A 20,202-nucleotide genomic window follows, 5' to 3' on the forward strand; every position below is an offset into this window, starting at 1 on the left:
CCTGCGTACCGCAGTGCGCTGTCTCCACAACCAGGCGTCGGAGCCTGAAGCGGGCACCGATCCAGCACAACGCCCGCCAACGGACCGGAAAGGGCGGCAGCGGAAGCCGGCACGGACTCAGCACGGCTCGGCTTGGGCTCGTTCAGTGTGAACGAGCCCAAGCCGTTGACCAGCATGTTTGCCGCCACGTCCTGCGTCTGCTAACGCCCTGCATCCCAGTTCGAGAACATCTGGCTGCGGACGAAGCGAAAGGACGCAAACGGCCAGGTCAAGAGCGGTTCGGGAGGGGTCTGTTACCTCTACTTCCCGGCTGAGCCAGCACCAACTCAGCACCGGGTGCTCGCGGAGCTGGGAATCCGCTGAGCATGTGCACCCCGAAGGCGGCCTCGATGACCTGACGGCAGCGCTCACTGTCGTCGAGGGTGAGGTGGCCGAACCAGTCCACCGTGATCTTGATAGAGCTGTGGCCCATCCAGCGCGACACCTCGTGGATGGGCACGCCGTTGCTCAGGGTCACGGTGGCCCATTTGTGTCGGAGGCCGTGCGGCTTGTGGTCGGGGAGCCCGAGGCGTTTCAGTGCCCGGTCCCAGGACTTACGGAAAAGGCCGGGGTGGATCATGCCTCCGGCCTGATTCCGAATGGGCAGCCGTTCGGCAAGCGGCTCCAGGGTGGCGACGTCGGTATATCGCGGCATTCGCCCCCTTTCCGATTCTTCAAGGGAGTGTAGAGGGCAACGTACTTACCTGAGGAATTCTTGATACGCGCAACCGCCGCCGCCACCACCGCCGGCAACGTAACGTGCCGCTGACGATGTCCTCTGGAAAAACGCCCAGCGACTCTCCGATACGCAAACCGCAGCACGCCATGAGCCACACGGCAGGCTCCAGGCGTGGACCAATCTCGTTGGCCCCAAGGTACTGGATGGTTATCTGAGCGCCGGCCCGGACAGTGCACCGATCGTCCGCAATCTCCGTCGCCGCATGGGGCCCACGGCCCGCAGGGGCGAGTGGAAGGTGCGTCTGAACGGCTACGGCAAGCTCCCACATCATTTGCGGATGTTTGAGCTGGAGAACTCCGGTGCCCACAGGGTGGTGCACGGCAGCGTATTCAGCCCGCGAGGCAGCGCCGTCCGCGGCGGGTGGTCTTCGGGGTGATGTTCCGCTCGCAGAGCCGTCGACGGCAGATGTCGTGGCCGTCGCCATGTGCTGATACCCCCGCGCGACCAACCCGGATACGGACCTCTTTGGAAGGCACCGCCGCATGCCCTTGGGCGACGGCTGTTCTCGGCGAAGCGGGGGGCCCGTCGCACCGGCCGTTGGAAGGCCATGTACCCGGTGCACGCAAGTTCGCCTAATCTGGGGGTGTCGGGTGGGCCCTGGCGAGAGGCCGTGCCCGGAAGGTGCCCTGGACGCAGGAACGTTCTGCGCCGTGTCTGGGAACCAGTGCCGCTTCGACATGCATGCAGGGACGGACCAGCAGATGCAGGTGAGGTATGAGACCAGCCTCGTGCCCTTTGCAAGCCCGCTCGGGCGAGAAGTGCGACATCGGGTGACGGGAGAAGCAAGCCGTGGCGCGGGCCCGGCTCGGCGGGCGGGACGTCGTGGATAAGGTCGCGTTCACAGCCGCTGGTCTCTACGCCATCGTCCTGCTGCGCGCCGGAGGGACCTTCGCCGTCGGCTGGCTCGCCGGGGCCGGTGCCAGGCGCGGCAGGCTCGCGGAGCGGATCTCCACGGCCAAGTTCCGGCGCGCCGAACGGGCGATCCAGCGGTGGGGTGCACCGGTGGTGGCCGTCTCCTTTCTGACCGTCGGGTTCCAGACCGCTGCCAACTTCCTCGCGGGGAGCATGCGCATGCCCCTGTCGCGCTACCTCCCGGCACTGTTCGTGGGGGGAGCGGGCTGGGCGCTGGTCTACGCGACGGCCGGCATCGGCGCGCTGGAACTGCTGGCAAGGCTGTTTGCCGGGCAGGCGGTGATCGGTGTGGCCGCGGTCACCGTCCTTCTCCTCACGGTATGTGGCGTGCTGGTGTACCGGGGGAGAAAGGCTGCTTTGGCCCCTCGCCATACCGCGGCTGACGAATCCTGAGAGGCCGCCTGCGTATGGCCTGCAAGTTGCCAGGCAGGGGTCTCCACCGTAGCCAACAGACCTGAGCCGACGGACGGGCGACTGGCCGGGCATCGGCGGGCATCGAGCAGTGCTCAGGACTGGCGGATCGGCCACACCGAGGGCCCGCCCGCTCACCGGCCGGCCCCTCGGCGCTACCGCTTCGTCGTTCCGGACGGTCTCATGGTCGTCGGTCCGACTGATGGTTCACGAGGGCTGGGAGTCCTGGTCGGCAAGGAGCGAATCGGAAGGGCGGTCGGCGCCACGGCCGTCCCGGCGACACGGGCAGGCCACCGAATGCAAGTACGTCATCCTGCGCGCCGGGCCAGGCCGCGGCTATCGGTTGGAGCACGGCGAGCCGGTGTGTGGCGCTGCCCCGCAGGGGGCAGACGTCGTCACCTCCATCCCCAACGGCACGGAAAAGTGGTCGAGTGTGAGGTCCACGTCTCGGGGCCGCCCGCGTGCGTCGGAGCGGCCCCGAGACGTGCAGCCAGTCGCCTCAGGGGGAATGACTGCATGCGTAGGCGGCGCAGGAGGAAGTAGGTTTGATATGGGCACAGGAATCGATTTCCTCGTGGTTTTTTCCTCCTCGTCTGCCTTTGGCCCGCTGCGTGGTTATGCCGCAAGGTGGCACGCAATTCGTCACGGGGCGTCGGCTGGCTCATGGCAGCCGGACTGCTGGGTATCCCCATTTCCCTTATATGCGCTGGGCTCTTCGTTCGCTGAGCCTCTCTTGCCCATCAGCCCGACGCTGGCGTCGGGCCAGTTCCTGGCGAAGCCAGTTCGCCGTCCCCGATGAGTCCGGTCTTTCCGACGGCGTCCTTCGTGTCCGACAGCTCCCACGCGGGCGACACGCCACGCAGATGCCATGCCACCCCGTCGTCCTGCTTCGGGCAGGCCGGCGTGGTCCGGCGCACCACGCCGGCCAAGCCTCCGGACTCCGGGCGCCGACGGCCGGTGTCGGGAGGGCCGTCGGCGCCCGGTGGTGGTCAGGAGCAGGGCTTGTAGAAGTGCTTCCAGCCGTCGCTGGGCATGGCCGGCGGCTCCGGCGTGGTTCCGAACTCGCCGTACTTCTGCTGCAGTTCGTAGTCGTAGTTCCCCGGACCGCCGCCCGGCTTCGTCAGGCGCACGTCCCGGTCCAGCCCTCCGTCACCGGAGTTGTTGAGGATCGCGAGGTCCGGGTACGCGTCGCCACCGTAGTTGGCGATACGGAGCTGCTGGACCTCGCCGTGGTCGCCGATATCGGAGTGCCGGGATGTGGCGGAGGCCAGGTTCGACCGCTTGAGGGGGCCGGGGCGGTACTCCGCGACGCGCGCCGTCGAGGGGTCGTCCCCATCGGCCGGCTTGACGAGGTTGACGACCATGTCCAGGGTGCCGTCGCGCTGGAAGTCGGCGACCGCGGCGGACGCGACCTCCCCCTTCTTCGCGCCGAGAAGAGCGCTGACGGGGTACGGCTTGCCGAACGAACCGTTCGCGGCACCCCACTGGACCGTCATCCTGGTGCCCGTGAGGCCGGGGTTGCTGATCCTGTCCGGGTGCTTGTCGCCGTCGAGGTCGCCGACCAGCGTCGTGGTATCGGCCAGGCAGGGGGCCGTGGCCGCGGCGGCCTTGCCGGCCCGTGCGGCGCCGCCCGGGGCCGATGCGGTGGCGGCATTGGCCTGGTAGCCGGCGACAGTCAGGGACAGGGCGACGGCCGCGACCGGCGCGGCGATCAGGTGTAAGCGCTTACGGATCATCATGCACTCCTCATGTCGTTGCTGCGAGGTGAGATGCCGTCAGTGCTCCACACGTTGATCCCGGGTCGCTGTATTACGCAACTGTGACGTGCGAGCGGGAGGCCGGAGAGCAGCCCGCAGTACGTCACCGCAGGCCTGCCGCGCTCAGCCCGACAGTTCCCACAACAGCCGGTAATACCTGGTCCGTTCCGGGTCCGGCTCGACTCCGTAGGCTTCGAGCAGCGGCTCTTCCCATCCCGGACCGTAGTTCCACTGAGTGCTCCACGTGGCGACGGCGAGGTCGGCCCAGCGGTCCGCGACACCGAGCGCGCCAAGGTCGACATGTCCGGTACAGGTGCCGTCGTCACCGACCAGGGTGTTGGGAGCGCAGGCGTCGCCATGGCAGACGACGAGCCGGTCGGCCGGCGGGATGTCGGTGAGCACGCCGAGCGCGCGCTCAACCGTTCCGAAGTGCTGAAGGTCTTCAGGCCAGTCCGCCGGATCGGTCCGGCCCGCCGCCGCTCGTGACCGAGCAGCCTCCAGGCGTGCTTCTGCGGACCAGTCGAACGGGCAGTCCGCGACGGGCTGCGCGTCATGAAGGGCGCGCAGCCCGGAGCCGATCGCGCGGACCGCGGTGCCGGGGTCGCGCTTCCACCGGTCGTCCACCGCCATGCGTCCGGGCAGGCCATGGGTGACGATCCAGGACCCTGTTCGGTCAGCGCCCTCACCGAGTACCCGCGGCACCACGGTGAACCTCGCCGCCCACCGCAGGCGTGCCACCTCGGCCGCAAGGTCGATGCCGCTGCCGACCGGTGTCCACTTCACAAACTGCCGTGTATCGCCCAGGCCGACTTGAAAGGTCAGTCCGCCGAGTTCGTTCTCCCATACGGCCCGTGTCGGCCGCCCCGCCGCGAGCTCGGTGACGACGCGTGGAGGCTTGACAGGTCCAGTGGGCGAGGCGGCGATCATCCGGTCATTCTCGCCGGAGCGGCCGGTGGTCAGCCAACCATTTCAGGGCGCTTCGGTCAGCCGCCCCGCCGACCAGCCGCAGAGAGGCCCGGCCGATCGACGGAATGCGACAACTCCTCCTGTCAGGGCCCTGCGTGGCCGGAGCCGGCGATCGTCCGTGACCGGTCGGGCCGGTTGGGGGGACGTTCTGCCCGGCCGGCAGCGCCTCGTACAGGTGCCGCCAGACTCCGGTCTCTTTCCGGTCCTGTGGGTGACACCGGCGCTTCATGCCTCCGACACCGGCCGTGGCGGCCCGCTCTTCCTGCTCCCGGATCAGCTCAACGACCTGCACAGTAAGGGGACATGGACCTACTAAAGTTGCGTCCATGTCATCACACACGCGTACGACACGCGGCGAGCCTGCTCCGCCGCAGGACGGGAAGAGAGCGTCCGACATCCGTCAGGCGGTGACGGAGACCCTGCCGGTCGGCGTGGGGATGTTCTCCTTAGGGATCACTTTTGGGCTGCTGGTCGTGCAGTCGGGGCTCGCCTGGTGGTGGACGCCCCTGTTCAGCGGGTTGATTTACGCCGGCTCGCTGGAGTTCCTGCTGGTCGGCATGCTGATGGCCGCGAGTCCGCTGGTCTCGATCGCGCTGACCACGCTGCTGGTCAATTTCCGGCATGTCTTCTACAGCCTGTCGTTCCCGCTGCACCGCGTCCGGGGCAAAGTCGCCAAGACCTACGCGGTGTTCGCCCTGATCGACGAGGCCTACGCGCTCACGGCGACCAGGCCGGCCGACTCCTTCAGCAGCCTGCGGATCATCGCGACACAGGTGTCGCTGCAGTCCTACTGGGTCGGGGGCGGGCTGGTCGGTGCGCTGACCGGTCGGGCTCTGCCCACGATCGACGGCCTGGACTTCACGTTGACCTCGTTGTTCACCGTGCTGGCGATCGAGGCGTGCCGGTCGGGACGGGATCTGCCCGCTCCGCTTCTGGCCGCGGGATGCGGCCTCTTCGCCCAGCTGGTGGCGCCTGGCCAGATGCTCGTGGTGGCGATGACTCTCTACGTTCTCGCGCTGCTCGTGCGCTACCGCTTCACCCGGCCCCAGGAGCACACCAATGCCTAGCACCGGATACATCGTCTCGGCGCTGGTGATCGTCGTGGCCATCACCTTCGCCCTGCGGGCCGTCCCCTTCGCCTTTCTCGGGCGGCTGCGCTCGTCGCACGTGACCGCCTTCCTGTCCCAGCACATGCCGGCCGGAATCATGGTGATTCTGGTCATCTACCTGCTGCGCGGTGTCGATGTCACCACCAGCCCCTACGGACTGACCGAAGCAACGGGCATCGCCGTGACGGCCGGACTGTACCTGTGGAGGCGCAATGTGCTGCTGAGCATCTTCGCGGGCACCGCGGCCTATGTGCTGCTCCTGCACTTCCTCCCGACGGCGCACGGCTGACGGACCCGTTCCCGCACTTCCGGGTGCCGGGTCCGCGGGCCGTCCCGACCGCCGGGGGTCAGCCGAGGAGGATCTGGCCGAGCAGGTAGAGGTTGAGGCCGGACAGGACGAAAGCCAGGACCGCTCCGATCCCGGTGGTGAGCGGCCTGTTGACGTAATCTCCCATCAGCTCGCGGCTCCGGGTGAACATCACCAGGGGGACGAGGGCGAACGGGATGCCGAAGGAGAGCACCACCTGGGAGATGACGAGCACGGAGTCCGGTGAGAATCCGGCAGCCAGGGCGATCAGGGCCGGCGTCATGGTGACACCGCGGCGCAGCAGCAAGGGAATCCGGCGGCGGAGGAATCCCTGCATGACGACCTGCCCGGCGTAGGTGCCCACGCCGGAGGAGGAGAGCCCGGAGGCGAGCAGGGCCACCGCGAAGGCCAGCGCGGCCATGCCGCTGACGGTCTGGCCGAGGGAGTGGTGAGCTGCTTGCAGGCTTCCGCTGTAGTCACCGCCGCGCCGGTGGAACAGGGCGACGGCGACACAGAACATCGCCAGGTTGATCAGTCCCGCCAGGCCGAGGCCGGAGACACAGTCGATCCGCAGGCTGCGCAGCGCGACCCGCTTGGCGCGGGGGGTGCGCGGCGAGAGCCGCTGTGCGGTGATGGCGGAGTGCAGATAGATCACATGCGGCATGACCGTGGCGCCGATGATACCGACCGCCAGGGTGAGGGATTCGGTGCCCGCGAGACGGGGCACCAGGCCCGCCGCGATGCCCGCCGACGACTGGCCGCCCAGCGCGAACAGCTGGTAGAGGAAGCCGAAACCGATCAGCGAGAGCAGGAAGGTGATGGCGACCTCGAAGGGGCGGTAGCCGCGGCGCTGGAGGGCGAGCACCGCAAAACTGATCACCGCGGTGGCGACGCCCGCGGGGAAGAGCCGCACCCCGAAGAGCAGGTTGAGGCCGATGGCGGCGCCGACGAATTCCGCCAGGTCCGTGGCGATGACGACCAGTTCGGCCTGCACCCACAGCATCCGTGATACCGGGCGCGGCAGGCTGCGGCGGCACAGGGTCGACAGGTCCGTCCCGGTCGCCAGGCCGATCTTCGAGGAGAGGTACTGGATGAACATGGCGACGGCATTCGCGACCACCAGGACCCACACCAGCAGATAGCCGAACTTGGCGCCCGCCTGGAAATTCGTCGCGAAGTTACCGGGGTCGACGTACGCCACCGCGGCGACGAACGCGGGCCCGTAGAAGGCACGTCGGGTTCGTTTCACCTCGCTGTGGGCACGCTGCTCCACCGGCACTGTGGTCATCTCGGCTGTGGTCATCTGGGCTGTCCCCTCACGGTGTGTGCTCGGTCCGTATGACTCACGCTCCTGCCGGCACCTGCGAGACCGCCTCCGTGGCCCCCTGAAGGCACGGCGGCGCCGCCCCGGACCAGGCGTACCGTGCGCCTGGCACCGGGGCGGCGCCGTGTGGCAGGGCGTTACCGCAGGGGAGAGTCCGAGTCCGAGTCCGAGTCCGGATCCGGGCCGACGGGCGGAGTGCCGTAGGTGAAGTAGGTCTCCTGCGGCAGGTTCGTGCCGCCGATCGCCGTCCCCGTGTCGATCTGATCCATCGTCCAGGTACGGGTCTCGAAGTCCGGTTCGAGTATCAGGATCCCGGGGTCGCCGAACAGCTCGATCCGGTTGCCGCCGGGCTCGAAGACGTACAGGAAGGAGCTCTGGGTGATGCCGTGCCGGTCGGGACCCGCCTCGATGGTGATGTCGTAGTCCCGGAACATCTCGGCCGCGTCGATGGTGTGCTGCTGCACTCCGTAGTAGAAGGCGACGTGGTGCAGCCGGCCGCGGGCTCCCCGCGCGTCCCGCATGACGGCGACGTCATGGCTGAGAAGGCTGCTGCTCATCCACACACCGGTCTCGACACTGCCGTCGACCACCCGCTCATTGGTCCGCAGACCGAGGTGGCGCTCGAAGGACTGCTTGACCGGTGTGACGTCGCTGGCCAGCAGGTTGAGGTGGTCGATCCGCTTGACCGGCAGGCCCTGCAGCGGTTTCTTCGACGGCCGGCTGAGGATCTTGCTCCGCAGCTCCGGCGGGGACTTGTACTTCTCGGCCTCCCACAGCAGGCACATGTTGTGGCCGTCGGGCGTGTGGAACTCGTAGGTCTTGCCGTAACCGAACTCGTCCTCGGTCCACTTGCCGTCCTGGTTCCCGTCCCGCATCGACCGGACGCGGCGTTCCAGCGCCTCCGGCGACGAGGTCCGCAGCGCGGCGTGGTCCATCCGGGGCTCCGGACCCTCGGTGATCTTCAGGCTCCACTGGTACGGGTCCTCATAGCCCCGCAGGTAGACGGACTGCCCCTCGCGCCTCGTCTCGTACATGCCCAGCAGGTCCTTGAAGAACCAGAGCGTGCCGTCCGGGTCCGGTGTGTGTAATTCCACCCGCGCCAAGTGGGCGATCTCGTGGCGGTACATCTCTTCGCTCATGCTTCGGTGCCTTTCTCGGACAGCGGGAGCGGAACTCTTCAGCTGACGGGGCCGCCGGCGCCGGCAGACTCAGCCGGCGTCCTTCTTCCGGGCATTGCGTTCCTCGGTCGTGACGTCGCCGGCTGCCCAGTGCGCCGGATCGACCTCCCGGATGACCACCCGGATGTTCGCCAGTGGGGCACCCACAGCGCGGTGCGCCGCTTCCGTCAGTTCGTGGATCAGTGCGCGGACCTGCTCCGGTGACCGTCCGGAGCCCAGGGTCACGTCGATGAACGGCATGGTCAGCCTCCTGCGACGGTGATGGTGCCGAGAGTGGAGAAGTGCGCGGCGACGCTCGCGCCCGGCTGGACGTGGACCGCGTCGGTCATTCCGCCGGTGAGGACGATCGCGCCGGCCTCGATGGCCAGTCCCCGCTCGCCGAGCGCGTTCGCGGCGAGGGCAAGCGCCTCGGCCGGGTGTCCCTGCACCGCCGCGCCGGTGGCGGAGTCGACCACCTGGCCGTCGACCTCCAGCAGGCACGCTTCGTGCGCGAGGTCCATGCCCTCGGGGGAGCGTCCGAGGGGACCGAGCACGAACAGCCCGGAGGAGCTGTTGTCCGCCACCGCGTCCGCCAGGGTGAACTTGAAGTCGTGGTAACGGCTGTCGATGATCTCGATGCCGCCGTAGACGCGGTCCACGGCACCAAGGGCGACCGCCGCGGTGATGCCGGGGCCCGCCAGCCGCTCCCGCATCACGAAGACGATTTCCGGCTCGGCCCGGGGGTGGATCAGCCGCTGCCGGGGCAAGGGGACGCCGGCGGGCAGCACCATGGCATCGGTCAGCCATGCCAGGGACGGTGCGTCGATCCCCATCCTGATCTGCTTGGCGCGCGAGGTGAGGCCGAGCTTGACGCCGATCAGCGTCTCGCCTCGCTGCAGCCGCTGGTGCAGTGCCTCGCGCTGCACCGTGTACGCGCCCGGCAGGTCAAGATCCGGCCAGTGCGCGGTGATCGGCCCGCGAGCGGTGACCGCGCGCTCGGCGTCGAGCAGGACCTCGGCTGCGCGCCGGGCGTCGCCGGAGCGGATTTCCAGTGGCTCGGCCATGAAAGAGGCCGCCTCCTTTGGTACGGACGGTAGGGCGGACAGCGGGTGGGGGCGGCTCAGCGTGCGCGCACGGCGGTCACGGTGCCCAGGCCGGCCAGGCTCGCGGTCACGGTGTCGCCCGGCTCGAAGGCGACGGCCGGGGTGAGGCAGGGGACGAGCACCACATGGCCGGCGGCGAGGGCGAAGTCCTCCTGGCGCACGGCATTCGCCACCCACACCAGGGCGTTGACGGGTGAGCCGAGCGCCATGCCGCCCGCGCCGGTGGCGGCCACCTCCCCGTTGCGGTGCAGCACACAGCCGGACAACCGCAGGTCCACGTCCGAGAGGGCTGCCGGGGTGCCGCCCAGCACGACGCTCCGGCAGCCGGCGTTGTCGGCGACCAGGTCGAGGACGGACGCCGGCCCGTCCTCGCACCTGGAGTCGGTGATCTCCAGGGCGGGCAGCACACAGTCCACCGCGCGGAGGGCGTCGGCCATGGTGACCCGGGGACCGCGCAGCGGCTCACCCAGCACGAAGGCCAGCGCCGGCTCGATGCGGGGGCGGATGAATTTCCCGCCGTCCAGGGGCTGGTGGCCGGGAGGAAACATGCTGTCGGTGAGATGGCCCAGAACCGGTTCCGATGTGTCCATATTCCGCTGTGCGGGCACGGAGACCAGGCCGGCTTTGAATCCGCGCAGCGGATCATGGTCCAAAACCCGCTGCCGCAGCTGCGTCCACTGGATTTCGTACGCATCGGACCGGGAGGAAAGGGAACCGTTGCGTACGGCCGAGGGAACTGCCTTCCCGCTCCGGTGGGCGCCGTACAGATCCGCGGCGATGTCCTGCAAGGCATCTGATGTCATGGAGACTCTTTCAAGGAGGCGATCGTCGTTCCCGGGTGTCAGCGAATGCGCAGGACCACGGCGCGCGGTTCGGTGAAGAATTCACGCGAATGCGGCCCGCCTTCCCTGCCGACCCCGCTGATGCCTTCGCCGCCGAACGGCATGCGGAGATCGCGCTCGAAATAACAGTTCACCCATACCGTCCCGGCCTTCCAGTGGGCCGCCATCCGGTGAGCACGGTCGAGGTTGGTGGTGAACAGAATCCCAGCCAGTCCGTACGGGCTGGAATTGGCCAGCTGCAGTGCTTCTTGTTCGGTGTCGAACGGGATGACCGTCTCCACCGGGCCGAAAATCTCTTCCTGCGCGGTCCGGGTGTCATTGGTCAGCCCGGTGATGACCGTCGGCGCATAGTAAAAACCACGGGACAGTTCGCCGGTTGTCACGGGCGATCCGCCGATGAGGACCGAGCCGCCTTCTTTTTGTGCCAGGTCGACATAGCCCTGCACCTTGTCCAGATGCCGTTGCTCGATCAGTGGGCCCATGAACGTCTCGTGACGCTTGGGGTCACCGACGACGATTTTGGCCGCCTCTGCGGTGAAGCGCTCCAGGAAGGCCGGCAGAATCCCGCGCTGTACGAACAGCCGTGACCCGGAGAAACACACCTGGCCGTTGCCGCCGAAGATCGCCTTGATCGACTCGGGTACCGCCACGTCCAGATCGGCATCGTCGAAGACGATGTTCGCCGACTTGCCGCCCAGTTCGGCGGAGACGGGGGTCAGGTGGGGGGCCGCGGCGGCCATGATGCGGGCTCCGGTGGCGCTGGAGCCCGTGAAGGTGATGCGGTCCACGCGCGGATCGCTGGTCAGCGGGCCGGCCACCTCATCGGCGCCGAAGCCGTGCACGATATTGAGCACGCCCTCCGGCAGCCCCGCGGCTGTGGCCAGTTGGCCGAACCGGGCCGCCGTCAGCGGGGTCTGCGGGGCGGGCTTGAGCACCACGGTGTTGCCGAAGGCGAGGGCGGGCGCGGCCTTCCACGTGGCGAGCATGAGCGGCGCATTCCATGGACTGATCGCCGAGACGACGCCAGCCGGCGGACGCAGGGAGTAGCCGAGTACCGGGCCGTTGGGATATGCCTCGTCGGTCGCCATGGCCGCGTAGTCAGCGAAGAACCGTAAATTCTGGGCGACCCGGGGCATCTCCCCGTGCAGCGCCTGCCTGATGATCTTGCCGCTGTCCACGGTCTCCAGCATCGCCAGCTCTTCACGATGCGCGTCCACGGCATCGGCCACATCGTGGAGAATTTTACGGCGTTCCGTGGGAGTCATTCCAGGCCACGGGCCCTCGTCGAATGCCTTCCGTGCCGCCGCAACCGCACGCTCACCATCCACTGCGGCCCCTCTGGCCACAGTACCTATCACCGAATTATCGTGCGGGTCTCTGGTCTCAAACGTCTTTCCGTCTGCGGATTCGACGGCCTGACCGCCGATCAGGTGGCAGATGTCCCGAATCTCTGTCACCGCTCCCGCCCCGGCACCTAATGACACTGGAGATTGCCTCCTCAGCGCAGCGAAAAACATCACGCTCCGACCGCCGCGCCGACAGGATGCAGCGCGGCGGTGGGCGTAAGTGATGAGTGAGTTGCTTGTCACGGATGCTTGTCACGGTTGCTCGTCGAGCCGGATTCACTCACGGCTTCGACAGATAGGCCCCCCACCTCGCAACCTCATGAAGGATTTCAGAAAACGCCTTCTTGCAAGTGCCGCTACATCCTCCACGGCCCGAACCGGGAGAGTCAAGATCCTCTTCGGTAACCGGTCGACTACCCTTAGTGCTCTGTGGGTCTCCGGTAATTGAGTGAGAGAGTTCCGCTTCTGTAATCGGCCATAGAGCTGGCTCAAACCGGATCCTGCCGAAAGAATCTTGTTGACTGCCCCCTTGCTCACAGGTAACTTCATGAGCACTGGTATCGACGGGGGTTGATGCTGCTCGATTGCAGCGATCCGGTTTCCCGTGCATGCCTCCACCGCATGCAGTAATCCCTCGAATCTGTTCGGCCGGAGCGGTCGTGGATTGCCTTGCCGTCCGCCCCGGCGCAGAAATTATCTTCCCTATTACCGGTCAGATCACGCTGTCCACGCAGGCTGTCGGACTGTGCTCTAAAGCTTTAGGGGGACATGTCAATCATGGGCTCGAGTGCCATGAGCCGTAGCGTCGAGATAGGCGTAGTCGGGGGCGGGGCATCCGCAGTCTGCCTGCTCGACGCGCTCGCTCAGACCCACACACCACCGGGCGGCATCACGGTCTTCGAGCCGTCCCCACATTTATGGCGCGGCCGGCCGTACCAGCCGGACCTGGAGACGGTCCGGGTGAACATCGCACCCGACGGAATGTCCGTACGCTTCGGTGACAGCGGCCACTTCCCGCGATGGCTCACCGACCGGGATGCCACCGCCGGCTCCGGTACGGACTTCGTGGACCCGCTGAACCGGATGCGTTTTGTACCTCGCGCGCTGTACGGCCGGTATCTGGAGGATGCGGCACAGGCGGCGTTGGCGCTGCTCCGCGAGCGCGGGTGGCGCATCGACATCGTCCGCGAGGCGGTGTCGGCCGCGACTCCCGACGACGGGAGAGTGGCCCTGCGCACGCTGAGCGGCCGGCAGGCCGTGGTGGACTACACCGTGTTATGCGTGGGTCGCGGGCAGCCCGGCGACCCGTACGCGCTGACCGGCACCGAAGGCTTCGTCGCCGACCCCTACCCGCTGTCGCGCACCCTCCCGGACATCGGCCCCGAGGACACCGTCGGCGTGATCGGCAGCGGTCTGACGGGCATCGACGTGGTCCTCTCGCTCGCCGGCGGAGGCCACCGCGGCCGCATCCTGCTGCTCTCGCGCAGCGGGGTGCTTCCCCTGGTGCGACAGAGTCCCCTCCCGCACACCCTGCAGCACTTCACGGCCGAGAGGTTCCGTGGCGCGGCGGCACGCGGCGAGACGCTGACGGTCGATGAGCTGGTCGGCGCGATGCGTACGGAGTTCAGCGCGGCCGGCGAGGACTTCGACTCGGTGGCCGAGGAGATAGCGGCGCTCACCGAAGAGGACCCGGTGCGGCGCCTGCGCCGCCACCTGGCCGAAGTGCACTCCCCACGCCGCGGGTTGCGCATCCTCCAGCAGGCGGTGCCGGCCACCGGGCCGGACATCTGGCCGCTCCTGCCCGAGCACGAGAAGACCGAGCTGCTGCGCACGCACTACCGCTCGGTGATGAGCCTGTGCTGCCCCATGCCGCCGACAGCGGCGGCCAGGATCCTGGACCTGATCGACGCCGGGCAGCTGGAGATCATCTCCGGTATCCGGCACATCGAGCCGTCGGGCGGCGGAGCCTTCACCCTGCACACCGACGAGGAGCAGCCGGCCTACCGCGCCGACCGCCTGGTCAACGCGGTGAGCCCGTCCTCCCGCAGCCTGCCGCCCAGGGCCGAGCACCTGATCGCTTCGCTGACCGCGGCCGGCCTCGCCCAGCGGCATCCGCGCGGCGGGGTGAAGGTGGACCGGCCCACCAGCCGGCTCGTGGTGGACGGCACGGCCGACCCCCGGCTGTACGCCCTCGGCGATCTCGCCTCGGGCAGCCTGTTCTTCACCTTCGGTCTTCCCTCGATCGTCGACCGCGCCTACGACATCGCCGACGCCATCCACGCGGACGTCAGGGGAAGAACGTCCTCCCTGTGCGGGGCCGACGTACTGCAGAACACCTGACCATTCGCCTGGAGGAATGCCATGACCTCAACGGTCCCGCTGCCGGAACTGGCCGGCGCGCGTAACGATGTCCGCCCCATGACGGGCGACGAGTACCTGGACTCGCTGCGCGACGGCCGGGAGATCTACATCTACGGCGAGCGCGTCGAGGACGTCACCACCCACCCCGGCTTCCGCAACAGCGCACGCTCCATCGCCAGGCTCTACGACGCGCTGCACGCGCCGGAGGCCGAAGGGGGGCTCCGGGTACCGACCGAGACCGGGAACGGTGGGTTCACCCACCCCTTTTTCAAGACCGCGCGCTCCGCGGACGACTTGATCGCCTCCCGTGACGCGATCGTCGCATGGCAGCGGATGGTCTACGGATGGATGGGCCGTACGCCGGACTACAAGGCCGCCTTCCTCGGCACCCTGGGAGCCCACTCGGACTTCTACGGGCCGTTCAAGGACAACGCGCTGCGCTGGTACAAGCAGGCCCAGGAACGGGTGCTGTACTTCAGCCACGCGCTGGTGCACCCGCCGATCGACCGGGACAGGCCCGCCGACGAGACGGCGGACGTCTGTGTCCACGTCGAGGAGGAGACCGACGCCGGCCTCATCGTCTCCGGCGCCAAGGTGGTCGCCACCGGCTCCGCGCTGACCCACCACAATTTCGTCGCCCACTACGGCCTTCCGGTGCGCGACAAGCGGTTCGGCGTGGTCTTCACGGTGCCGATGGACACCCCGGGGCTGAAACTGTTCTGCCGTGCCTCCTACGAAATGATGGCCACGGTCATGGGGAGCCCGTTCGACTTCCCCCTGTCCAGCCGACTGGACGAGAACGACGCCATCATGGTCATGGACCGCGTGCTCATCCCCTGGGAGAACGTGTTCATGTACGACGCGGAGGCGGCGAACTCCTTCGCGAACGGCTCGGGCTTCGTCGACCGCTTCACCTTCCACGGGTGCACCCGCCTCGCGGTGAAGCTCGACTTCATCGCCGGCTGCGCGATGAAGGCGGTGGAGATGACCGGCACCTCCGGCTTCCGCGGGGTGCAGGCGCAGATCGGCGAGATCCTGAACTGGCGTGATCTGTTCTGGGGCCTGTCCGACGCGATGGCCAAGTCGCCGGTCCCCTGGGTGGGCGGTGCCGTCCAGCCGAACGTGCGTTACGGCATGGCGTACCGGACCTTCATGGGCATCGGCTACCCACGTATCAAGGAGATCCTGCAGCAGACGCTCGGCAGCGGGCTCATCTACCTCAACTCGCACGCAAGCGACTGGAAGAACCCCGAGGTGCGCCCCTACCTGGACAAGTACCTCCGGGGCTCCAAGGGGATCGAGGCGATCGACCGGGTCAAGCTGCTGAAGCTGCTCTGGGACGCCGTCGGCACCGAATTCGGCGGGCGCCACGAGCTCTACGAGCGCAACTACGGCGGTGACCACGAGGCCGTCCGGTTCCAGACCCTGTGGGCCTACCAGGAGTCCGGGGACGCCGATGCGCTCAAGGGCTTCGTGGACCAGTGCATGGACGAGTACGACGTCGATGGCTGGCGGCGCCCGGACCTGTTCAACCCGGACGAGCTGTCATTCGTCCGCGGCCGCTGACCCCCGGCCGGCCCCGGGCGCGCGACCGCGCTGCCGGTGCCGGCCCCGGCAAGCAAGGAGTTCCGTGATGGACAGCAACGGTGCCGCCGACACCGACCCCCGCGACGACGCGAGCCCGGCGCGCTTACGCCAGGCACTCGGCCAATTCGCCAGCGGAGTCACCGTGGTCACCACCGTGACGGGCGAGCAGGGAAATCTGCACGCACACGGGATGACCGCGAACGCTTTCACCTCGGTCTCCCTGGAACCCCCGCTCGTGCTCATCTCGGTCGCCGCCGCGACCGCCACGCACCGGCGGATCGCCGGGACCGGCCGCTACGGGATTTCCATTCTGAGCGAGGCGCAGGAGCCGTTGTCGAAGCACTTCGCGGGCGGTACGCAGCGGCCCGAACTGGTCCGCTTCGTGTGGCGTGACGGCCTTCCCCTGCTGGCCGGCGCCCTGGTGCACCTGTCCTGCAGGGTCCGGCAGTCCCACCGTGCGGGCGATCACACCCTGTTCATCGGAGAGGTCGAAGGGCTCTGGTGCGGTTCGGGGCCGCCTCTGGTGCATTTCCGAAAGCAGCTGCACACGCTCGACATCCCTCATCGCGACGAGATACCGGCGCTGCACGGCGCCGGGGACCTTCTCGCCGAGGAGCAGACAGAAAGGCCCGTTCATGTCCGTTGACCTTGGTGTCCGCCCGTGGGACCAGCTGTTCGCCCGGCATGTGGCAGGGGACACGGGTGACCAGATCACCGCCATCCTCAACCAGTCCGGCGCCACGGACGCGATCACTCTCTCCGGTGGCTTCCCGCACCCGGAGACGTTTCCCACCCAGGCGATCGCGGAGAGCTTCCCGCGAGTGCTGGAACAGTCCGTCGCGCTGCAGTACAGCCCCACCGCGGGACTTCCCGGCCTGCGGGACTGGTTCTCCGGCTGGCTCGGTGCGCAGGAGGGCGTCCGCCCGGCGGAGAACGAACTCTGCATCACCAGCGGCGGCATGGAGGGCATCGGGCTCATCAGCCGGTGTGTGCTCGACCCGGGTGACCGCGTCGTCGTGGAAGGGCCGACGTTCTTCGGTGCGCTCGTCGGGTTCCAGCGGACCATGACGCAGGTGGAGGCCGTGCCGGTCGACGACGACGGGCTCGACGTCTCCGCTCTGGAGCGGTTGCTGGCCACGTCGTCCGGTCCGGTGCCGAAGATCGTGTATGTCATTCCGGACTTCCAGAACCCGAGCGGTCTGAGCATGTCGGTCGAGCGCAGGCATGCCCTGGTCGCGCTGGCGCGGCGGCACGGAATCCTGATCGTCGAGGATGTCGCCTACCGGGAACTGGGCTTCGACGGGGAGCGGCGGCCCAGCCTGTGGGCCCTGGGGCCGGATGTGGTGGCCCAGGTGGGCACCTTCGCGAAGACGTTCGCCCCCGGCATCCGGATGGGCTGGGTGGCCGCGCCGGCCGAGCTCGTCGGCCAGCTGTTGCGCGCCAAACAGAACACGGACCAATGCACCGGAGCGCTGGGGCAGTTGCTGCTGGAGGACTACGGGCGCTCGGGCAGGTTCGACCAGGGCATCGCCTTCTCGCGGAAGTTCTACCGTGAACGGCGCGACATCATGGTGGACGCGCTGCGCACGCATCTGCCCGAGAACATGACCTTCACCCGCCCGCTGGGCGGCTTCTTCAGCTGGATCACGGCGCCCGCTCACCTGGACACCGTGGCGCTCCAGAAGCGGGCACTCGCCGAGAAGGTCACCTATGTCCCCGGCGCGGCGTTCTACCCGGACGGCCGTGGCCAGAACCAGCTGAGGCTGGCGTACAGCCGGGTTCCCGACGAGAAGATCACCGAGGGAGTGCGCAAACTGGCGGGCGTGCTCACCCGGGCGGGCGGGGCGTAGTGCCCACGGCAGCGGGACACCCGACACCGAACGAAGAGGACGTAAAGGTGCAGACCGTTCACCATGAGCTCGTCCGGCCGCCCCAGGAGAAGATCGACGCGCTGCGGGCGCTGCTGCTGCCCGAGTACAGCCCGAGCTGCCTGGTCGCCGATGCCGGCCCGCGGATCGGCGCGATCGGCGGGCTGCTGTCGGTCAAGCGGGAACACCGCGCCATCGGCCCCGCGCTGACGATCGACCTTCCGGAAGACGGCCTGGTCGACATTCTGCCGGTGCTGCCCACGGCGCAGCCCGGCGACATCATCGTGCTCGCCTGCCACGGCAACACCCGGATGGCGATGTGGGGCGGGCTGATGGCGACCCTTTCGCAGATGGCCCAAATCGCCGGTGCCGTCGTCGACGGCGCCATCCGCGATGTCGACGAATTGCGGGACCTCGACTTCCCGATCTGGTACCGGGCCACCATGCCGCGTCGCTGCCCTCCCGCGGCGCCGCCGGACGCCGACGGGCCCGTGCAGGTCAATGTGCCGGTGCGCATCGGCGGGGAGCTCATCGAGCCCGGCGACATCGTGGTGGCAGAGGAGAACGGTGTGGGCGTCGTACCGCCGCAGCTCACCGACGAGGTGATAGCGGCGACAAAGCAGCTTCTCGCCAAGGAAAGCAGCATCCGGGACCAGATCAACGAGGGTGCCACGCTGGCCGAACTTCTCGCGCAATTCGGCCATCTTTAACTGCCGATCTCGTAGTGTCTTCGGGCGGCGCCCTATGCCATGCTCGCAGGTGCAACGTGCTTGTCAGGCAGATGAATTGGTGGGACATCACCCGTGTTACGAGACAAGGAGAACGACGTGACGGCTAGCTTGACCGTCGACAGCGCCGGATCGGTCAACGACTTCAAGGTCGCCGATCTCTCCCTTGCGGCGCTCGGCCGCAAGGAGATCGAACTCGCCGAGCACGAGATGCCCGGACTGATGGCGCTGCGCCGGGAGTTCGGCCCTGAGCAGCCGCTGGCCGGCAAGAAGATCGCCGGCTCACTGCACATGACCGTGCAGACAGCGGTGCTCATCGAGACGCTGGCCGCGCTCGGAGCCGATGTCCGCTGGGCGAGCTGCAACATCTTCTCCACACAGGACCAGGCCGCCGCCGCGGTGGTGGTCGGCCCCGACGGCACCGAGAAGGAGCCGGCGGGCAGCGCCGTGTTCGCCTGGAAGGGCGAGACCCTGGAGGAGTACTGGTGGTGCCTGGAGCAGGTGATGACCTGGCCGGACGGCTCGGGGCCGCACTCCATCGTCGACGACGGCGGTGACGCCACCCTGCTGGTGCACCTCGGGGCCGAGTACGAGGCATCGGGTGTGGTGCCCTCCGCCGACGAGAACGACCCGGAGGACCACCGGCTCCTGCTCGACACCCTGCGCCGTTCGCTGGCCGACAACCCGACGAAGTACCGGGAGATGGCCAAGAGCATCGTCGGTGTCACCGAGGAGACCACCAACGGCGTCAACCGGCTGTACCAGCTGGCGCGGGAACACAAGCTGCTGTTCACCGGGATCAACGTCAACGACTCGGTGACCAAGAGCAAGTTCGACAACAAGTACGGCATCCGGCACTCCCTGGTCGACGGCATCAACCGGGGCACGGACGTGATGATCGCCGGCAAGCTCGCGGTGGTCTGCGGCTACGGCGACGTCGGCAAGGGTGCGGTCGCTTCGCTGCGCGGCCAGGGCGCGCGCGTGGTCGTCACGGAGGCCGACCCGATCTGCGCGCTGCAGGCCGCGATGGACGGGCTGCAGGTCGTCACGCTGGACGACGTGATCTCCTCGGGTGACATCTTCATCACCACGACGGGCAACCGCGACATCATCATGGCCGACAGCATGGCCAAGATGAAGCACAACGCGATCATCGGAAACGTCGGGCACTTCGACAACGAGATCGATATGGCCGGTCTCGCCAAGGTGGCCGGCATCAAGAAGATCGAGATCAAGCCGCAGGTGCACGAGTGGGTATTCCCCACCGGCAAGTCGATCATCGTGCTGAGCGAGGGCCGGCTGCTCAACCTGGGCAATGCGACCGGACACCCGAGCTTTGTGATGTCCTGCTCGTTCGCGAACCAGACGCTTGCGCAGGTCGCGCTGCACACCAAGGGCGAAGAGTACGAGACCAAGGTCTACACGCTGCCCAAGCACCTTGACGAGAAGGTCGCGCGGTTCCACCTGCCCGCTCTCGGCGCCAAGCTCACGGTCCTCACCAAGGTGCAGGCCGAATACGTCGGCGTCGACGTGGACGGCCCCTTCAAGCCGGATCATTACCGCTACTGAGCCCATGCGTTCGTGCATAGGTGCATAGGTGCATAGGTGCATAGGTGCATAGGTGCATAGGTGATTCCTGCGCCGAT

General features: G+C 67.9%; 17 protein-coding genes and 2 pseudogenes. 10 read left to right on the forward strand and 9 right to left on the reverse strand.

Going from position 1 to position 20,202, the window contains the following annotated elements; all coding sequences use genetic code 11:
- Positions 1-216: 216 nt before the first annotated feature.
- Positions 217-363 (forward strand): annotated as a pseudogene (locus OHS81_RS31055) (peptidase C39 family protein); the annotation flags it as partial.
- 76 nt (positions 364-439) lie between these two features.
- Here OHS81_RS31055 and OHS81_RS31060 read toward each other — a convergent pair.
- A pseudogene (locus OHS81_RS31060) lies at positions 440-694 on the reverse strand (tyrosine-type recombinase/integrase); the annotation flags it as partial.
- 906 nt (positions 695-1,600) lie between these two features.
- On the opposite strand from OHS81_RS31060, the gene OHS81_RS31065 reads away from it, so the two are divergent.
- Positions 1,601-2,083 carry a DedA family protein gene (locus tag OHS81_RS31065; protein WP_328391533.1) on the forward strand — a complete coding sequence of 161 codons (483 nt, stop codon included), beginning with the start codon at positions 1,601-1,603 and terminating at the stop codon, positions 2,081-2,083.
- Between the two features lie 1,007 nt (positions 2,084-3,090).
- Here the strand turns inward: OHS81_RS31065 and OHS81_RS31070 are convergent.
- Both OHS81_RS31070 and OHS81_RS31075 read right to left on the reverse strand, forming a co-directional pair.
- Positions 3,091-3,837: an FG-GAP repeat domain-containing protein gene (locus OHS81_RS31070; protein WP_328388716.1), complete on the reverse strand. Its 747-nt coding sequence runs from the start codon at positions 3,835-3,837 to the stop codon at positions 3,091-3,093.
- Between the two features lie 144 nt (positions 3,838-3,981).
- Positions 3,982-4,785 carry an aminoglycoside 3'-phosphotransferase gene (locus OHS81_RS31075; RefSeq protein ID WP_328388718.1) on the reverse strand — a complete coding sequence of 268 codons (804 nt, stop codon included), beginning with the start codon at positions 4,783-4,785 and terminating at the stop codon, positions 3,982-3,984.
- Positions 4,786-5,150: 365 nt separating this feature from the next.
- Here OHS81_RS31075 and OHS81_RS31080 point away from each other — a divergent pair, with 365 nt between their 5' ends.
- Together OHS81_RS31080 and OHS81_RS31085 are read left to right on the forward strand one after the other, a co-directional pair.
- Positions 5,151-5,891 (forward strand): AzlC family ABC transporter permease, encoded by a 741-nt coding sequence (locus OHS81_RS31080; RefSeq protein WP_328388720.1) that lies wholly within the window; start codon positions 5,151-5,153, stop codon positions 5,889-5,891.
- Entirely contained in the window at positions 5,884-6,222 is a 339-nt protein-coding gene (locus OHS81_RS31085) for a branched-chain amino acid transporter permease (RefSeq protein ID WP_328388722.1), read from the forward strand. Before OHS81_RS31080 ends, OHS81_RS31085 begins: the two co-directional genes overlap by 8 nt.
- A 58-nt stretch (positions 6,223-6,280) precedes the next feature.
- On the opposite strand, the gene OHS81_RS31090 is transcribed toward OHS81_RS31085, so the two are convergent.
- The 6 genes from OHS81_RS31090 to OHS81_RS31115 all read right to left on the reverse strand — a co-directional run bounded on the left by OHS81_RS31090 (position 6,281) and on the right by OHS81_RS31115 (position 12,183).
- Positions 6,281-7,543: an Nramp family divalent metal transporter gene (locus tag OHS81_RS31090; protein ID WP_328388724.1), complete on the reverse strand. Its 1,263-nt coding sequence runs from the start codon at positions 7,541-7,543 to the stop codon at positions 6,281-6,283.
- Positions 7,544-7,701: 158 nt separating this feature from the next.
- The gene (locus OHS81_RS31095) at positions 7,702-8,703 is read right to left on the reverse strand and encodes a VOC family protein (RefSeq protein ID WP_328388726.1); all 1,002 of its coding nucleotides are present in this window, start codon (positions 8,701-8,703) and stop codon (positions 7,702-7,704) included.
- A gap of 69 nt (positions 8,704-8,772) precedes the next feature.
- Positions 8,773-8,982, reverse strand: coding sequence for a 2-hydroxymuconate tautomerase (locus OHS81_RS31100; protein WP_328388728.1), 210 nt, complete (start codon positions 8,980-8,982; stop codon positions 8,773-8,775).
- Positions 8,983-8,984: 2 nt separating this feature from the next.
- Positions 8,985-9,785, reverse strand: a complete 801-nt coding sequence (locus OHS81_RS31105; RefSeq protein WP_328388730.1) for a 2-keto-4-pentenoate hydratase — start codon at positions 9,783-9,785, stop codon at positions 8,985-8,987.
- Positions 9,786-9,841: 56 nt separating this feature from the next.
- Positions 9,842-10,627, reverse strand: a complete 786-nt coding sequence (locus tag OHS81_RS31110; protein WP_328388732.1) for a 2-keto-4-pentenoate hydratase — start codon at positions 10,625-10,627, stop codon at positions 9,842-9,844.
- Between the two features lie 38 nt (positions 10,628-10,665).
- Complete coding sequence (locus OHS81_RS31115; RefSeq protein ID WP_328391535.1) at positions 10,666-12,183, reverse strand: aldehyde dehydrogenase; 1,518 nt, start codon at positions 12,181-12,183, stop codon at positions 10,666-10,668.
- A 621-nt stretch (positions 12,184-12,804) separates the two neighbouring features.
- On the opposite strand from OHS81_RS31115, the gene OHS81_RS31120 reads away from it, so the two are divergent.
- From OHS81_RS31120 to ahcY, 6 genes are all read left to right on the forward strand, one after another.
- On the forward strand, positions 12,805-14,352 hold the full coding sequence (locus OHS81_RS31120; RefSeq protein ID WP_328388734.1) for an FAD/NAD(P)-binding protein: 1,548 nt from the start codon (positions 12,805-12,807) through the stop codon (positions 14,350-14,352).
- Between the two features lie 21 nt (positions 14,353-14,373).
- Entirely contained in the window at positions 14,374-15,939 is a 1,566-nt protein-coding gene (locus tag OHS81_RS31125) for a 4-hydroxyphenylacetate 3-hydroxylase N-terminal domain-containing protein (RefSeq protein ID WP_328388736.1), read from the forward strand.
- A gap of 67 nt (positions 15,940-16,006) precedes the next feature.
- On the forward strand, positions 16,007-16,606 hold the full coding sequence (locus OHS81_RS31130; RefSeq protein WP_328388738.1) for a flavin reductase family protein: 600 nt from the start codon (positions 16,007-16,009) through the stop codon (positions 16,604-16,606).
- Positions 16,596-17,810 (forward strand): aminotransferase-like domain-containing protein, encoded by a 1,215-nt coding sequence (locus OHS81_RS31135; protein ID WP_328388740.1) that lies wholly within the window; start codon positions 16,596-16,598, stop codon positions 17,808-17,810. The genes OHS81_RS31130 and OHS81_RS31135 overlap by 11 nt, the downstream gene beginning before the upstream one ends.
- Before the next feature lie 47 nt (positions 17,811-17,857).
- A complete protein-coding gene (locus tag OHS81_RS31140; RefSeq protein ID WP_328388742.1) occupies positions 17,858-18,538 on the forward strand; it encodes an RraA family protein in 681 nt (226 codons plus the stop codon).
- 117 nt (positions 18,539-18,655) lie between these two features.
- On the forward strand, positions 18,656-20,125 hold the full coding sequence (ahcY, locus tag OHS81_RS31145; protein ID WP_328388744.1) for an adenosylhomocysteinase: 1,470 nt from the start codon (positions 18,656-18,658) through the stop codon (positions 20,123-20,125).
- The last annotated feature ends 77 nt before the right edge of the window (positions 20,126-20,202 follow it).

This window comes from Streptomyces sp. NBC_00400 (genome assembly GCF_036048035.1).
In the GTDB taxonomy this organism is placed as follows: Bacteria; Actinomycetota; Actinomycetes; order Streptomycetales; family Streptomycetaceae; genus Streptomyces.

Excerpts from the sequence above, each read along its gene's own strand:
- OHS81_RS31070 (WP_328388716.1), bottom strand. The coding sequence starts at position 3,837 with ATGATCCGTAAGCGCTTACACCTGATCGCCGCGCCGGTCGCGGCCGTC.
- OHS81_RS31075 (WP_328388718.1), bottom strand. The coding sequence starts at position 4,785 with ATGATCGCCGCCTCGCCCACTGGACCTGTCAAGCCTCCACGCGTCGTC.
- OHS81_RS31080 (WP_328388720.1), top strand. The coding sequence starts at position 5,151 with ATGTCATCACACACGCGTACGACACGCGGCGAGCCTGCTCCGCCGCAG.
- OHS81_RS31085 (WP_328388722.1), top strand. The coding sequence starts at position 5,884 with ATGCCTAGCACCGGATACATCGTCTCGGCGCTGGTGATCGTCGTGGCC.
- OHS81_RS31090 (WP_328388724.1), bottom strand. The coding sequence starts at position 7,543 with ATGACCACAGCCGAGATGACCACAGTGCCGGTGGAGCAGCGTGCCCAC.
- OHS81_RS31095 (WP_328388726.1), bottom strand. The coding sequence starts at position 8,703 with ATGAGCGAAGAGATGTACCGCCACGAGATCGCCCACTTGGCGCGGGTG.
- OHS81_RS31100 (WP_328388728.1), bottom strand. The coding sequence starts at position 8,982 with ATGCCGTTCATCGACGTGACCCTGGGCTCCGGACGGTCACCGGAGCAG.
- OHS81_RS31105 (WP_328388730.1), bottom strand. The coding sequence starts at position 9,785 with ATGGCCGAGCCACTGGAAATCCGCTCCGGCGACGCCCGGCGCGCAGCC.
- OHS81_RS31110 (WP_328388732.1), bottom strand. The coding sequence starts at position 10,627 with ATGACATCAGATGCCTTGCAGGACATCGCCGCGGATCTGTACGGCGCC.
- OHS81_RS31115 (WP_328391535.1), bottom strand. The coding sequence starts at position 12,183 with ATGTTTTTCGCTGCGCTGAGGAGGCAATCTCCAGTGTCATTAGGTGCC.
- OHS81_RS31120 (WP_328388734.1), top strand. The coding sequence starts at position 12,805 with ATGAGCCGTAGCGTCGAGATAGGCGTAGTCGGGGGCGGGGCATCCGCA.
- OHS81_RS31125 (WP_328388736.1), top strand. The coding sequence starts at position 14,374 with ATGACCTCAACGGTCCCGCTGCCGGAACTGGCCGGCGCGCGTAACGAT.
- OHS81_RS31130 (WP_328388738.1), top strand. The coding sequence starts at position 16,007 with ATGGACAGCAACGGTGCCGCCGACACCGACCCCCGCGACGACGCGAGC.
- OHS81_RS31135 (WP_328388740.1), top strand. The coding sequence starts at position 16,596 with ATGTCCGTTGACCTTGGTGTCCGCCCGTGGGACCAGCTGTTCGCCCGG.